The organism is Marinicella litoralis, assembly GCF_002591915.1.
Classification (GTDB): Bacteria; Pseudomonadota; Gammaproteobacteria; order Xanthomonadales; family Marinicellaceae; genus Marinicella; species Marinicella litoralis.
In genome coordinates this window covers 1,350,887-1,366,621 of record NZ_NIHB01000001.1, presented here as the reverse complement: position 1 = coordinate 1,366,621, position 15,735 = coordinate 1,350,887, and the positions used below count along the sequence as shown (strand labels likewise).

13 protein-coding genes are annotated in these 15,735 nt (G+C 42.9%); 7 read left to right on the top strand and 6 right to left on the bottom strand.

Annotation, left to right across the window (positions count from 1 at the left end):
• Nucleotides 1–105: 105 nt before the first annotated feature.
• Nucleotides 106–1,521 carry an exodeoxyribonuclease I gene (gene sbcB, locus CCS90_RS06040; protein WP_099018573.1) on the top strand — a complete coding sequence of 472 codons (1,416 nt, stop codon included), beginning with the start codon at nt 106–108 and terminating at the stop codon, nt 1,519–1,521.
• A 31-nt stretch (nt 1,522–1,552) separates the two neighbouring features.
• Here the strand turns inward: sbcB and CCS90_RS06035 are convergent, their stop codons facing one another.
• Both CCS90_RS06035 and CCS90_RS06030 read right to left on the bottom strand, forming a co-directional pair.
• Nucleotides 1,553–2,695 (bottom strand): hypothetical protein, encoded by a 1,143-nt coding sequence (locus CCS90_RS06035; protein WP_133566495.1) that lies wholly within the window; start codon nt 2,693–2,695, stop codon nt 1,553–1,555.
• A 93-nt stretch (nt 2,696–2,788) separates the two neighbouring features.
• The gene (locus CCS90_RS06030) at nt 2,789–3,163 is read right to left on the bottom strand and encodes a hypothetical protein (RefSeq protein ID WP_099018571.1); all 375 of its coding nucleotides are present in this window, start codon (nt 3,161–3,163) and stop codon (nt 2,789–2,791) included.
• Between the two features lie 112 nt (nt 3,164–3,275).
• Between CCS90_RS06030 and pyk the strand changes: the two genes are divergently transcribed.
• From pyk to CCS90_RS06010, 4 genes are all read left to right on the top strand, one after another.
• Nucleotides 3,276–4,697 (top strand): pyruvate kinase, encoded by a 1,422-nt coding sequence (gene pyk, locus CCS90_RS06025; RefSeq protein WP_180236496.1) that lies wholly within the window; start codon nt 3,276–3,278, stop codon nt 4,695–4,697.
• Between the two features lie 219 nt (nt 4,698–4,916).
• A complete protein-coding gene (locus tag CCS90_RS06020) occupies nt 4,917–5,870 on the top strand; it encodes an AAA family ATPase (protein ID WP_211337036.1) in 954 nt (317 codons plus the stop codon).
• Nucleotides 5,812–6,798 (top strand): DUF58 domain-containing protein, encoded by a 987-nt coding sequence (locus CCS90_RS06015; protein WP_099018569.1) that lies wholly within the window; start codon nt 5,812–5,814, stop codon nt 6,796–6,798. Before CCS90_RS06020 ends, CCS90_RS06015 begins: the two co-directional genes overlap by 59 nt.
• Nucleotides 6,795–8,780 (top strand): transglutaminase TgpA family protein, encoded by a 1,986-nt coding sequence (locus tag CCS90_RS06010; RefSeq protein ID WP_099018568.1) that lies wholly within the window; start codon nt 6,795–6,797, stop codon nt 8,778–8,780. The genes CCS90_RS06015 and CCS90_RS06010 overlap by 4 nt, the downstream gene beginning before the upstream one ends.
• Nucleotides 8,781–8,821: 41 nt before the next feature.
• Here the strand turns inward: CCS90_RS06010 and CCS90_RS06005 are convergent, their stop codons facing one another.
• Together CCS90_RS06005 and CCS90_RS06000 are read right to left on the bottom strand one after the other, a co-directional pair.
• Nucleotides 8,822–9,331, bottom strand: coding sequence for a lipocalin family protein (locus CCS90_RS06005; protein ID WP_099018766.1), 510 nt, complete (start codon nt 9,329–9,331; stop codon nt 8,822–8,824).
• 132 nt (nt 9,332–9,463) lie between these two features.
• A complete protein-coding gene (locus CCS90_RS06000) occupies nt 9,464–10,414 on the bottom strand; it encodes a carbon-nitrogen hydrolase family protein (protein ID WP_099018567.1) in 951 nt (316 codons plus the stop codon).
• 125 nt (nt 10,415–10,539) lie between these two features.
• On the opposite strand from CCS90_RS06000, the gene CCS90_RS05995 reads away from it, so the two are divergent.
• Together CCS90_RS05995 and CCS90_RS05990 are read left to right on the top strand one after the other, a co-directional pair.
• The gene (locus CCS90_RS05995) at nt 10,540–11,835 is read left to right on the top strand and encodes a metal-dependent hydrolase family protein (protein ID WP_099018566.1); all 1,296 of its coding nucleotides are present in this window, start codon (nt 10,540–10,542) and stop codon (nt 11,833–11,835) included.
• Nucleotides 11,832–12,611, top strand: coding sequence for a hypothetical protein (locus CCS90_RS05990; RefSeq protein ID WP_099018565.1), 780 nt, complete (start codon nt 11,832–11,834; stop codon nt 12,609–12,611). The genes CCS90_RS05995 and CCS90_RS05990 overlap by 4 nt, the downstream gene beginning before the upstream one ends.
• On the opposite strand, the gene CCS90_RS05985 is transcribed toward CCS90_RS05990, so the two are convergent.
• Together CCS90_RS05985 and CCS90_RS05980 are read right to left on the bottom strand one after the other, a co-directional pair.
• Nucleotides 12,608–13,741: a leucine-rich repeat domain-containing protein gene (locus CCS90_RS05985; protein WP_133566494.1), complete on the bottom strand. Its 1,134-nt coding sequence runs from the start codon at nt 13,739–13,741 to the stop codon at nt 12,608–12,610. The genes CCS90_RS05990 and CCS90_RS05985 overlap by 4 nt on opposite strands.
• Before the next feature lie 109 nt (nt 13,742–13,850).
• Nucleotides 13,851–15,704 carry a hypothetical protein gene (locus tag CCS90_RS05980; RefSeq protein ID WP_099018563.1) on the bottom strand — a complete coding sequence of 618 codons (1,854 nt, stop codon included), beginning with the start codon at nt 15,702–15,704 and terminating at the stop codon, nt 13,851–13,853.
• Nucleotides 15,705–15,735: the final 31 nt, after the last annotated feature.

Sequence of the window (15,735 nt, the reverse complement as noted above, 5' to 3'; positions counted from 1 at the left end):
TTAAAGCGAATACCTCATCAACTCACAACTTATTAATGGAGGATAAAAGCCAACCAAGCCCAATGCGATGATTTATAATGAGCTTTTAACCAGCTGTTTTATATTGTGAAAACATTTTATTGGTACGACTTAGAAACGTTTGGCATCAATACCCGTTATGACCGCATTGCTCAGTTTGCTGGTATCCGTACTGATGAGCACCTGAATCCTGTGGGTGAACCTGACATGTTTTACTGCCAGCCCACTTATGATTATTTACCAGACCCATCCAGTTGTATGGTGACTGGCATCACACCACAATTGTGTGCCAGCAAAGGCATGGCTGAAAATGATTTTGCTGCTAAAATCCACAGTATATTGAGCCAGGATGGCACCTGTGGCGTCGGATACAACAGCATCCGATTTGATGATGAATGTGTGCGATCTTTATTTTACCGCAATTTATATGATCCTTACCAACGTGAATACCTGAATGGCAATTCACGTTGGGATTTGATTGATATTGTGCGGGCAACTTATGCCTTGCGTCCTGAAAACATTGAATGGCCAATGCATGAACCCGGCAAGCCCAGCTTCAGATTAGAAGACTTGGCCAAAGCCAACGGGCTGATCCATGAAGCCGCGCATGATGCACTTTCAGATGTAGAAGCCACCATACAGATGGCTAAACTGGTGCAGAAAAACCAACCAAAACTGTTCGAATTTGCGCTAAATCTAAGAAGCAAAGACAGTGTCAGAAGTTTATTGAATTGGCAATTGTTAAAACCTGTCGTACATGTTTCTAACAAGATACCTGCTGAGCGTGGATGCTTGGCCTTGATGCTGCCATTGGCCATTCACCCCAGCAACAAAAATGGCATCATTTGTTATGATTTACATCATGATCCAACAGACTTACTTGAACTGGATATCCAAGACATTCAGGACCGTTTGTACACACCCAAAGCAGACTTACCGGAGGGTGTTGAAAGGGTTCACTTAAAAACCATACATTTAAATAAAGCACCCTTCGTTTCACCCATATCAGTATTGAAAGGTGTGGATTTGGAACGGATTGGTTTGGATTATGCCCGCTGCCAAACTCATTTGGCAAAAATCAAAAATTTTGCTGGCATTGAGAAAAAAGCGGCTGCTGTGTTCGATCAGCCGTTTGAGACCAATGTCGATGATGTGGATGAAATGATTTACTCAGGTTTCTTCAGTTTCAAAGAAAAGGCTCGTTTAGAATCAATCAGACAATTACCCGCAGAGCAAATCCCTTTCGAAGTCAGCGATTTTTCCGATCCAAGAGCGGCGACATTGATCCAAAGGTATAAAGCCAGAAACTTTCCCGAATCACTCAGCGAAGAACAGCAAATCTTGTGGAAGATTGATGCGCTTCAGCGTTTAGAACAACGTTATGGCGATGAATTCTCAGAATGGTTTGATCACCTCAATAGTTTGCGTGAACAAACTGAAGCTGAAAAAGATCACGAGATTCTAGATCAAGTGGAACAATTTGTATTGAGTAAAAACTTCTAGTACACAGCGTCTAAAAAAACCGTAATTCCCTTCAATCGGGCTCAATAAACCGCAAGCCACAGTTTCTTGGGTCAACCAAGCCTTCCCGGCCTGAATCTTTCAATTGCTGGTATAAGTACCAAGCCGCTGACTCCATTTGCCTGCCTTCATGTGCACCCTGAAGCATAATAGCCATAAACCCTTCTTCAAATTGATACATGGGATCATCCATCAATGAATGATTTTTCAGTAGGCAAGACTGATAATCAACAAATTCCTGGTATCTCCTTTCACTTTCCATCTGAGATTGGGCATCACCAAATATTTGACTCATCTTCTGATTCAAATCATAGCCAATTGTGGTCATAATCATGGAGTCACTGTGATCCATTAAAATACTGGCAATGGATTGACAATGCGTAGCGGTGGCTTGAAATTGTTCACAAGCAGTCATCAGCGGTCTCAATACCGGCACATTGGAAATATTCATGATGTAATAGTATTGTAAGATTGATTGTTTTACCAATGTGGCCACAGCTGATTCACTCAGGTCCCTGAACTCGGCTTCTATAAAATCCTTTGAAAACGCATCCACCCATGGATGATCATTCATATACTCATCAATCTCTGTTTCAAATTCTACAGTAATGGGAACCATGAATTGACTGTATTCTGCCTGACTCATCTGCCTTAATATGAGGTCAATCATGGCAGTATCTGAGTGTTGCACTGCATGGCTTAATTCAGTGAAATAGACATTGATGTTTTCAGGAGCCTGTTTGAATAGTTGCTGATTGAAGTTTTCAACGTCACACCGGCCTGCCATGTCGGCTTGTTGACACATCATTCTCGCCGCCAAAAGTGCTGAAGTGGTGATTGATTGACTTTCCAAGACTCGGTTCAAAATTGATAACTTCAGTTCAGCGTTGAAATTTTCATTATCATTTTCATGTTTTGCTTGGTGTAAAATACTATGGTTCAAGTGATTTAAGCCCATCACATTGAAGTTGATGTCTTGGTGCTGTAACAAATGCATCGATAATTCAATCATCCAACGCCTTTCGGCATTGGCATCATATGCTTCAATACTCAATTCATCAGTTATAGAGTTTTGACTTATAGGGTTGTGATCTTTTGATTCAACCGAGGAGATGCTCAAAAGTAGGATTAACACAATGGCTGTCATGGCTTTCATCAATTTATCCATAAATTAAACAGAATAGCACATTAAAACTCATTTGCATTGTGCCATTACTCACATATTTACAACAGCATTGTATGGCAGCCTTTATTCAACCGGTAAGTTAGCCCGGTAACTCTTTCTGATCATCAGCATAAAAATGCGAATCACCAAATACATAAAGAAACCCACTGCAATCACATAAACACCCCAATGATTCAGCAGAATAACAGTCTCGCCATTTTCCAGTCCTTGAATATAATCCCACAACATAGGCAGAGCACCCACCATGGTGATGGTCATGGCCACATAACTGAACATACGCAATTTATACATGCGATCACGGAATAAGCGTTTTTGAAACAACCTCACCTGTTCAGGATCAATTTCAGCATCAGCATCTCTGCTGAATCCACATTGAGGGCAAACTTTTGCCACTGAGGACATTTTGGTTCTACAAGCTGGACAATTGACCAATGCCATAACGACTCCTGAAAGCTTAAAAAACAAGATTATAACAATTCTGACATGAAAGATTAATCAAAAACGTCTATCATAAGCAGATTCAAATGCCACTTGTATCAAACCATTCAGTATGAAAAGAAAAACCAAAATTGTTGCCACTTTAGGGCCAGCCAGCCAAGCACCTGAACAAATCGAAGCTTTAATCAAAGCTGGGGTCAACGTGTTTCGCTTGAACTTTTCTCATGGTACTGCCGATAATCACAAAACCAATGTGGCCAACATCCGAGCTGTGGCTGCAAAACTGAATGTACTGGTTGGTATTTTACAAGATTTACAAGGACCCAAAATTCGCGTTGGTGCATTCATCAATCAATCAATTTTGCTGGCTGAAGGACAGCCTTTTGCACTCTACCCCGATAACAACAAAATGGGTGACGATGCTGGTGTTGGCATCAGTTATAAAGACCTATATAAAGATTTGGCCATTGGCGACTCCTTGTTATTAGACGATGGCAAATTGGAGTTAAAGGTGACCAAAATTGCTGATGACATCATTCATACCCAAGTGTATCGTGGCGGTCTGCTCAGCAACATGAAAGGCATCAATGTACCCGGTGCGGATTTAAGCATAGCGGCGGTCACAGAAAAGGACATTGAAGACATCGCTGTGGGTGCCCAACTGGATGTTGATTGGGTCGCATTGAGTTTTGTGCGTAACCGCGACGACTTGTTATTGGCTAAAAAATATTTAAATCAAAATAAGTCGAACGCCAAATTGATGGCAAAAATTGAAAAACCAGGCGCGATAAAAAATTACAAAGAAATCCTGAATACGGCTGACGGCATCATGGTTGCTCGTGGTGATTTAGGGGTTGAGTTATCACCTGAAAAAGTGCCCATGTTACAAAAACGACTGATCAGGAAAGCACGAGAGAAAGGCAAACCCGTGGTGACCGCCACTCAAATGCTAGAAACCATGACTGAAAATGCCATACCAACCAGGGCAGAAGCCAATGACGTGGCCAATGCCATATTTGATGGCACTGATGCTGTGATGTTGTCGGCTGAAACAGCAACGGGTAAATACCCAGTCATCGCCGTTGAAACCATGGATCGTATAGCCAGAACAGTTGAAGCAGATTCAGATTACAAAAAAAGGATGCAAGATCGAAAATTCAAAGCCGAAAAAAACACCCCAGATGCCGTTTCCTATGCAGCCTGTCACATAGCAACCACGCTGGCAGCAGAAGTGATGTGTTGTTTTTCCAGTTCAGGAGCAACTGCCTTGAGGGTGGCCAGAAATCGAATTCATACTGATGTGATTGCCATATCACCATCTAGCAAATCTTGTCATCAATTAACCGTTTCATGGGGCATCAATCCCGTACTCAGTGATGATGCCACCAGCACCGATGAGATGGTGGATATTGCCAATCAAGTCATTATTGACAATAAAATGGCACAGTCTGGTGATCAATTTGTGATCACTGCTGGCGTGCCATTCGGTTATTCAGGCACCACCAATTTAATCAGGGTCGAGACACTGAAGTAAAAACAGACCTTTTGACCATTCATTTGTTTTTGATCGTCAGTTCAATTAAATTGAACCAATTGCTGTTGATGCTTTCAGAAGACTCAAGTAAATGACCATACAGCTCAGTTGCTTGTTGCCACAATTCACTATTCATCGGCTATTTTCACATTCATCCACAGGTTAACAATGATAATATAGACCTTACGAAAATAAACCATCATAACTTGCAGTTAATTCATGTTAAACAATCAAACCGACAAAAAAACAAATCACCCACTCAGTGACACAGCAATGATCCAGAATATCATTGATCACATTGGTCACAAAATTTTAGACAAAGAACAACAGATAACCATTATTTTGGCGGCACTGATTGCTGGCGGCCATGTGTTGGTTGAGGATTTGCCGGGCCTGGGTAAAACCACATTGGCCACTGCCATTGCCCAAACCTTCGGTATGGACTACAACCGCATCCAATTGACATCAGACATGATGCCCAGTGATGTCTTGGGTGTAAGCATCTATGATGCACCCAGTCAAACCTTCAGCTACCACAAAGGTCCCATATTCACTCAGTTTCTGTTGGCGGATGAATTGAATCGTGCCACCCCAAAAACCCAAAGTGCCCTGCTTGAAGCCATGGCTGAGAACCAAATCAGCATGGACGGAGAGACCTATCCCTTGGATGCAATTTTCTTTGTAATGGCCACTCAAAATCCAATCGATGAAGCTGGGACATATTCTTTGCCCCAGTCGCAATTGGATCGATTTTTAGTCAGCTTATCATTGGGCTATCCCGACCATGCCAGTGAACGAAAATTGTATGGATCGGAGTACCTACAAACTTTCAACAAACCCTTGCAGGCATTGGCCTCACCGGAACAACTGTCACAATGGCAAAGTAAGGCCAAATTGATTCATGCCAATGACGAGGTATTGGATTATTTACAATTACTCATTCAAAAGACCAGAAACCACAGTCAAATCCAACACGGATTGTCGCCACGAGCTGGCTTATCATTGTTTAAGTTGGCGCAAGGTTTGGCCTTCATTGCTGACAGAACGTTCATCACACCGGCTGATATACAGAGGGCTTTCTTCCCTGTATCTCGTCACCGATTAACAACCGTTGATGGCAGTTCAGCTGGTGACATCATTGAATCAATCATTCATGATACGCCAATTATTTAAACGTAAATTCAATCAATTCATCAATCGGCGTGGCCGAGAGACCGTGCCCATAAGCTTCGATTGGCGACGCATTTATGTGTTACCCAGCAAACCAGGCATATTTTTCTCAATCATCTGGTTTTTGATGATGATGGCAGGACTCAATTTCAACAACAACATGAGTCTGATGTTGGTGTTCCTGTTATTTGGTTTGGCACAAGTGGTATTGCACCGAACGTTTTTCAATCTCAAAAACTTGCGTCTTGAACAGGTCAAAGCCAAACCGGTGTTTTTGGGCGAACCCGTCACTTTAAACATTCAAATCGGTGCTGATGATGAGAAATGGCAAATCCGCACTGACAACGAACTCAGCAGCGATGTGAATAACATTACCCAACAAACAGCACAGCTCAAGTTGTTGGTACCCAGTCATAAACGGGGGTGGCAGCCGGTAGAAAGAATCAAGTTTTATACCCGATACCCCTTAGGTTTGTTCACAGTTTGGGTTTACTGTACTCCTGATGAATTCATTTTAATCTACCCAAAACCGGAGTCTCCATGTCCTGACTTTCCACATCATGGCGGGCGCGAGGGTGAAAAACCAAACCTCAAAAGAGGCGATGAAATCAGTGGCGTCAGGGATTATCGCCAAGGTGACCCTATCCGTGACATTGCATGGAAAAAGTCGGCACAAGGCAACCAAATATGGGTCAAAGAATTCAATCAATCTCAAGGCAAAAACTTGTTGTTTGATTACTCGCAACTCAGCCATGGAAGCACTGAGTTTAAAGTTTCTCGTATGACCGCATGGGTATTGGCTGCTGAACAACAACAAAATGAGTACCAAATCTTGTTGCCGGAATTTGATTCTGGCATGGCTGCGGGTGAGGCCCATAAACACCACTGTTTAACAGCCTTGGCCGAGTACCAATCAGGCGATAAACCATGACTCGCATTAAATCACAATTGAGTTTAAAACAATTGTTTTGGATTACCTTTGCGGTGTTGCTGGCGGTGTTGCCACAAGCTTACAGGTTGCCCATGTGGTTTTTACCGATGACAGCACTGGTGGTGGGCTACCGTTTTTATGCCCAAATCAATCAACTTAAAAGAGCCTACAACAGAATTTTAATTATGGTCGCCATTGTGGCTTTGATCATGATCATTTACAGCCAAGGTTTCGGTCTGTCCAGAGAAATCAGTGTGACTATTTTAATCACCATGACAGTGCTTAAATTATTAGAAACATACGCCATGCGAGATGCCTTGCTGGTGGTGATGCTTTGCTACTTTGTCACCATGACCCGCTTTTTATATTCTCAAGACTTATTGTTGGTACTGTATTTGTTTGGCTCAGCTTTTGTCACCACCCATGCCCTGGCCGTTTTGAACTTTCAAAGAAATGAAAAATGGTTTGATCGAAAACAAATCAATTCTACGGCAGGCTCCTTGGCTTTGGCGATCCCTTTTGCTGTGCTGTTTTTTCTGGTCTTTCCTCGACTTGGCTCTCCCATTTGGGGCTCACCAGATATTTTCGGCGAAGGCAAGACAGGCATCAGCGACAGCATGAGCCCTGGCTCTATCATTGAACTCTTTATGGATGACTCGCCAGCGTTCCGGGTCACTTTCAAAAATGACAAAAAACCCACCAACAACCAACTCTATTGGCGCGGGCCGGTTTTGTGGAATTTTGATGGTCGCACTTGGAGTCGGGAAAAACAAAATTCCACCAGGAAAACCATCAGACAGTACCAACCAGAACAGGTGATTGACTATCAAATTGAGCTGGAAAGTACTGGCCAAAACTACATGTTTGGCTTGGACTATATTGTTGATGCGCCCAAAGGAGCCTTTTTACTACCGGATTCAATGTTGTACGCACCGGTTAAAATCAACCAACTGCGACATTATGAACTGCAATCCTTATTGCTGGACAGATTTTACAGCCCATTGAGTGATAAAAACGAAACCCTCCTATTGAACTTTCCGGAACAACAAAACCTCAAAACCCAAGCATTGATCGAAACTTGGCAACAAGATTCAGCCGACCCGATTGATATCGTGAATCGAGCATTGAACCATTTTAACCAAGAGCCATTTTTCTATTCCTACACCCCTCCTGCCTTAGAAGGTGATGTGATTGATGCCTTTTTATTCGAATCAAAACGCGGGTTTTGCGAACACTATGCTTCGACATTCACCATCATGATGCGAATGGCTGGCATACCTGCCAGGGTGGTTACAGGCTATCAAGGTGGCGTAGACAATGGTGATTATTTATTGGTCAAACAATCAGACGCACATGCTTGGTCTGAAGTATACATCCAAGAAGAAGACAGTGGCTATTGGCTGCGGGTTGATCCCACTTCAATGGTTGCACCTGAAAGGGTTGAAATGGGTTCTCGGCAAATCATGGACCAAAAACGCAACATCATTGATTATGAGTGGTTGATTAATTTCAAAGAATCTATGGATAAATACCGCTATCAGTGGAATCAGTGGGTCAGGGATTTCAATGTCAGCAAACAAGAGGCGCTGTTCCGAGCCATTGGTATCGATCACCGTGACGGCAAAACTTTGGCGTTGATGTTGGCTGGTATTTTGATGATGACTATTTTGCTCAGCTTAATTCCAATATGGTGGATTAAACGCAAAAAATACCATGATTTACAGAAAATCTATCTGCAATTGATTCACTTGTTTAGAAAACAAGAAGTGTTGTATGGCTACAGAACTCAAGGCATTGAAAAATTTGTGCACAAATTAATCACGCTGTACCCCAATATTGAGGTTCAGGCCAATCATTTTCTTAAACTTTACTTGAATGCCCGTTACAGTGTCAATCCGAGTCACAATCAACAGACTTTGGCACAACTCAACAACAGCCTGCAAAAAATCAAAAGCCTTTTGAAAGAACAACATGCACTTTGAAAGTCACAGCCACTACCTCAACAAATTCATTTTTTCTGGTGTTAATGACTGACCCAAATCAATTCATCCACGGCAAATCCTTTTTCCGCAGCCAACTGTAAAAATTGGTTTTTAATGGCGACATTGACTGTGGGTGTTCTGGACAACAACCACAAATAAGACAGGTCATTGCCAACCACGAAAGCTGTTTGGTAATCTGGGTCGAGATAGAAAATCACATAGGAACCATAAAAGGGACCAAAAAAAGAAACTTTCAGATGGGCCGTCTTTTCATCTTGCACAAAATAAGCTTTACCCGTTGCTTCGCTCCACGCCTCCTCATCGGTATTAAATCCTCTGTTGATAACTTTAATGCCACCATCTTCACGCATTGAATAGGTGGCAGACACTTGTTGTAAACCCCGTTCAAAAGAATGGTCTAGCCGAGCAACCTCATACCAAGTGCCTAAGTAATTGTCCAATTGAAAATTTTCTACAGGTTTGATGTTTTCCGGGTAGCCAGTGCAAGCATTCAAAACAATAAAACCACAAATAATTAATAAATTTTTCATCTTTGCAATCATACCATTCATACCAAGGCCTTGTGATTGAAAAATTCAACATCGACATTGGACCAATTTAACTTGAGTTTTGATTTCAGTATCGCCTTCTGGCTTGTAATAACCACCCAAACTGCTTTCAATTCATTTGATTTTAAGGTTACTCAAGCGAGATTGATCAAGCGAAAGTTGTAACACATCAGGTCTCGAGTAATGACCCACAGGATCAAAGTTTTGCCGTTCTTCAAACACCCTGGTATGGTCAATGGTTGCGGTATAAATCCCTTCTTCACCCACCTGCGGTTCTATCATAAAAGAGCCATCAGGCGCGCACAAACAGGATCCGCCATCGGTCAAAAAGTCTGGGGGACAATCTTTCATTAAAGCATCAAAATGTGGGCTGTTTTTTGGGAAATCTTCTGGTCTCATCAAACCACCAACCGAGATCACAAATGACCGGCCTTCTTTGGCCATCATCGGCGTGATGTCATGGGTATTGCGAACACTACCAGGCCAATTGGCCACATGCAAGTCTTCACCTTGTGCATACAAAGCAGTACGGGCCAAGGGCATCCAATTTTCCCAACAATTCAAACCACCCACCGTAAATGCACCCAATGAATGAGTCACCAAACCATGCCCATCGCCTGGTGACCAAGTCAGTCGTTCTTCATAGGTGGGTTGCAGTTTACGGTGTACCGATTTAATGACACCCTGTTCGCTGATGTATACAATCGAACAATACAAACTGTGCCCACCTCGATCCAGCGGCCTCTCAATGATACCCAGATAACAGGCCATGTTGTGTTGTTTAAGGACTTTACAAATACCATCCAAATCACCGCGCTCAATTTGTACCGCTTGCTGGCAGTAATGGGCATGGAATTCTTTTTGGTCCTGAGCATTGAACCGCGCGCCATGGGTCAGTTCAATCCAGAAGGGATAACCTGGTAACAAACCCTCGCCCATAGCAACCAACTGACAACCCTGCTTGCCCGCCTGATGTAGGTAGTCGATGATTTTATCTGTGGTTTTTACCCGGTCAAGCCACACCGGTGCGATTTGGATTAATCCGACTTTTAAAGTGTTATTCATGTACTTTGCTTAGAATAATAAAACAACATTCATCTTATCACTGACCAGCCAAATTTTTATCATTTTCAACGCTTAGTCCGATGATTCTGCTATGATAATTGCTCCTTGAACATGACATACAAACAATGAAATCACTGAAAATCCATTTCTTGGCCATGCTTTTTGCGGCCACATTTCATAGCCAAGCTGAAACCACCATCATCTATGCAGGCGAACTGTTAGCGGTTCCCGGCCAGGCACCATTAAAAAACCAAACCATCACCATTGAAGATGGCATCATCACCCAAGTTGAAGATGGGTTCAAAGACATTGAACCAAGCGAAGGTGTGCGATTGTTGCAATTGAAGGACTCTTTCGTGTTGCCTGGGTTGATGGACATGCATGTGCACTTACAAGGTGAATTAGGACCACAGAATGACCGTGAAGCCTTGAAAATGTCTGATCAAATGGTTGGTATGCGCACCGTGCATCATGGCATGAAAACATTGATGGCTGGGTTCACTACGGTTCGTGATGTGGGTTCTAACGCTCAATACATGTATGCCTACCGAGATGCGGTTGAAAAAGGTTGGATTGATGGTCCACGAGTGATCGCTGCCGGCGGTGTGGGCATCACCGGTGGCCATGCCGATGTCAGTGGCATGAAGCCTGATCTGATGGAGTTTTATACCGACAAATCGATTTGTGATGGCCCTTATGATTGTCGTCGTGCGGCGCGTGATGCCATTAAATATGGTGCTGATTTAATCAAAATCACTTCTACCGGTGGTGTAATGACCGATCGGGCCACAGGGACCGGTCAACAAATGGAAATGGATGAATTGAAAGAAGTGGTGTTGGCAGCCAAACGCATGGGCAAGAAAGTGGCTTCACATGCCCACCATGAGGACGGCATCATTGCGGCTTTGCAAGCAGGCGTTCACAGCATCGAGCATGGTACTTACACTGGGCCGGAAGCGATTAAATTATTCAAAAAAACCGGTGCCTATTTGGTTCCCACCTTATTGGCAGGCGCTACGGTGAAAAACATGGCAGAAAATACCGATATATTACCTCCAGCCGTTGCCGCCAAAGCCATCAAAGTCGGTACCGACATGCAAGGAAATTTTATTAAATCCTTTCGCGGCGGGGTAAAAATTGCCTATGGGACTGACAGCGCGATATCCAAACACGGCACCAACGCCGATGAAGCCGTGTTAATGAGTGAAGCTGGCATGCCCAATGCAGACGTCTTGGTCAGTGCCACTGTCAATGCCGCTGATTTAATCGGCATGAATGATCAAATTGGTACCATCGAAGTGGGCAAACAGGCCGACATCATAGCCACAGCCACCTCACCGATTGAAGACATCAAAGCCTTGTTAAACGTCGAATTTGTGATGAAAGGCGGCAAAGTTTATAAAAACACCAGTGAAAAATGAAACTGCCTGCCTTATTGACAATGTTACTTTTTGGGCTGATTGCTTGTCAGCCCAAAGGCAGTTTGATGTATCAGTTTCCAGAACCTCAAAATTATGCCGTCGATCAGGTCATGGTGGTCATTGATTATTTAAATTTAAAAGATGACATTGGCAAACTTTGGGATTTTGACAGTTATTACCACCAACAAATTTTGAATAAACTATTGGCGGATGTAGATCGACAATTGCATCAATCGGGATACCCAAAAATCAATAAATACCTGCTTTCAAGTGGACTGTTGATCAAGGATACATTTGCGGTGGAACACTATATTGAAGATCAAATACAGGATGAACTGCTTTACCCTCCTTTCATCTTGGCGGCCGAAAATATTGCCACAGAACAAATCGATAAACACCAAGAAATCTTAACCATAATGGTGAAGTACATTGCCCCAAGAAGGCACCAGCTGAATGATGAATTGACACACCGGGGGATGCAAATGGGTTATCATTTTGAAGCCATGCAGATGCCGGCCAATACAGCCATCCTCTATATTCATATTGATCAATCTGCTCCTGGCATATTGAAACAAATGGGCACTTTTCTCATCTCAGGCGCCCTCGCCTCCCAAGCCGATTACGGTCATGTGAGTTTAGGTCTCAACACACAAAGGCATGCCAGTGCTTTCTTTATCCACAGCAGTGGACAAATTTTATGGAAAAATCATTCCAATACATGGTCAACTGATCAACCCATCAATCAGTTATTAAACCGCTTTCCTGAACAGTTTTAAAATCCACAACTGCCATCAAAATCAGCATAAAAGAGGGTTTCACTCATGCCCTGTGGTGTGATGCTCTTGTTCGGTATTTGTTGATACCAAGCATCAATTTCCGGAGGAATTACCGGGTTATCAAAGTCATTGCCATTGAGGAAAAACTGATTCATCAGACTCATTTCACCAAAACCAATGGGTACCAAGCCGGTTAAACGGTTGTTGTTCAAGTAAAACCCTTGTAGCAAAGTCATTTGACTCCAAGACGCTGGGATTGAACCTGACAATTGGTTGTCATTTAAGCTGATAAAATTAAAATTGGTTAAAAAGCCCAATGATTCAGGCAACTGTCCTGTGAGTTGGTTGCCACTCAAATCAACTTGTCGCAGCGAAGACATCAAGCCCATACATTCTGGTAATTTACCACTGATTTCATTTCCCAGTAGAAACAAATACTCCAATTGGTCCAGTGTGGTCAGGGCATTGGGCAATTGCCCATAAAAACCAACGTTCCAAGCTGAAAAATAGGCCAAAGATGACATTTGTCCAATCGCAGCAGGAATGGTTTCTATGAATTCATTGTTATCAATCCACAGCGTCGCCAGCGCACTTAACCCAACCACTTGTGGCATGATCTGTCCTGTCAATTGGTTGTTTTGGAGTTGTAAAATACGCAGCTGAGACAAAGCAGATAAACTGGCTGGAACCACCCCATCAAGGTGGTTATCCCCTAAAAGTAAAACTTCAAGATTAAGCAATTGACCAAATTCACTGGGGATGAAACTGTACAAGTCGTTCTGACCCAAATCCATCCGCCGCAACTCGGTCAAAGCGCTCAAATTCGATGGAATGATTCCATTTAAATTATTACCGGCCAACTCCAAAAACCATACGTTCAACTCAACAGGGCCAAATGCACTGACCCCATACCAACTGTTAACATCGGCGCTGCCCCAATTGCTGTTGTTGAACCAATGATCACCACCTGTGATGTTGTATAAATTGACCAATGCATTACATTCCAATGTAGGCGCATTCATCCCTGGTTGAAAGCACACAGTATTGAAATCCAAATCAGCTCGAGCCACATTCATCGTCAAATACCAACAAAGTACCAACAATATACATCGAGAAAGTAAAACGTTCATGCCAAACATTATCAATGAAACAGGTTCAACAATAAAGCTTCTCGGCTGTTTTCATCAGTAAAAACCGCCTCTGAACAGCGGCGGCTGTAAAGCTAAAACCAGCAGTTAATTACCAATCAAATTTATCGATAAAAATCACATCACTGGCTTCAATGACTTCATAAGCACCCAAATCCCAGCTGCCATATAAGTCAATGTAATTCAGATTATCATGTGGTCGATACTTGTTTTCAAGGTCTCTGGTCGGCTCACCCATAGGTAATAAACTGTCATCACAAAAATCTTCAGTAGCCGCGGCTTGTTTTATACGATAGTCGTAATTTCTTGACACAAAACCTGGAAAGCTAGAATCCATTCGAGTCCGAGTGGTATAGGCACTGTCTAATGAACTTGAATTGTTGGTGTTGACACAATCAAAGTCATAGTCACTGGCAATACTAAAGAAGTCGCCTATTTTCGGTGTGTCATGATCGCTCAAAATACTGCTGAACACCCCTAAATTGATATGTACACCATTGGTTACAATGACACCTTGGGTGTTGTGGTTATCAGCTATGGTATTGTGACTCATGGTTATATTGGTTTGAATTTGTTCAATGACAGCCGAATTGTTGTATAAATTAAAGCTGCTTAAATCACTGTATTCACCAACACCATCTCGTCCATTGTGAACGATTAAATTTTGACTTAAGCTGGCATTGATTTCACCAAGCGTACCATCCAATGAAATCACAGAACCATAATCTGCCCTGTTATCTGAAAGGTGGCTTTGTCTGATTGATAAGCTGCTGCCACCTTCGGCATGAATAACACCGCCTGAATTGGTGGCTGTGTTGTTTTTGATCACACTGCATTCCTCACTCCAACAGGGGTTATTATCAGTGACGTTGACGAAATTCCATATCTTTGCGATTGAATTAAAACCTTGGTAAATCACGCCCCCGTTATAGGCTCGGTTGTTCTCAATCAAGCCGTTCTCAATGATGACACTGGCCGGTGACAGCATTTGGCCCAACAAGTAAATCCCACCACCAGAACCGTTCAAGTCATTGTCAGCATCCGCTACATTGTCTTGTATATTCATCGGTGTGCTGTTCGTACCATAAATGCCCAATTGTCCAAAGTCATGTTCAGCGCCAAATAAATTAACCAGGGAAGAAACCGCGAAAATACCACCACCATTGCGGTTGGCTGAATTTTGTTTGATGCCATTGTAACTGCTCCAGTCAGATGGGAACGCAGCTTTGGTGGTACCACCATAAAAATCGATGTCACAAAAAGACAAAAACATGCCGCCACCGTCCCCATTGACTCCGCTGGCTTGGTTGGCAGAAATGCCGGAGTTTTCATCAATCAAACCACGACCATTGCTGCAATAGACCCCACCTCCGGCAAATACAGCGTTGTTGCCGGCCACCACAGAATCTCTGACTTCAAATGTTGACCCAGCACTTGGGATGTTGTCATGATGAACATAAATGCCACCACCATAACCGCCCGAATTGCTGTGAACTTCTGAGCGCAAGACTCTGATGATTGAATTGATGGATTCAATTCCACCACCCAAAGAACCATTACCTCCGGTGATTTCAAAATTATACAAGTCTACCCGAGCATCATTGAATAGCTTGAAGGTAGGGCCATTGCCACCACCATCAACATAAGTATTTGGATCACCTTGAATATATAGATCGTTCTGCGCATTTGTACAACTGGCATACCCACCTCTGATTACCAAAGCTTTGCCATCAATCACTATGTTTTCATTGTATGAAGCGGCGCCATTCTCAGAAGAAACTAAAATCGAGCCTTGTGTTTGGGCAATGCCATTGATGGCAGCTTGAATCGTACTGAAATCGCAATCAGGATCACTGGCAGGCCCCACGACCACATAATTATTGCCAGCATAACTGACTTCAGACAAGCCCAACAGTAAACAAATAAATACAATTAAATTCCTCATCACTTTTTCCTAAATAATTGAACGTTACTTG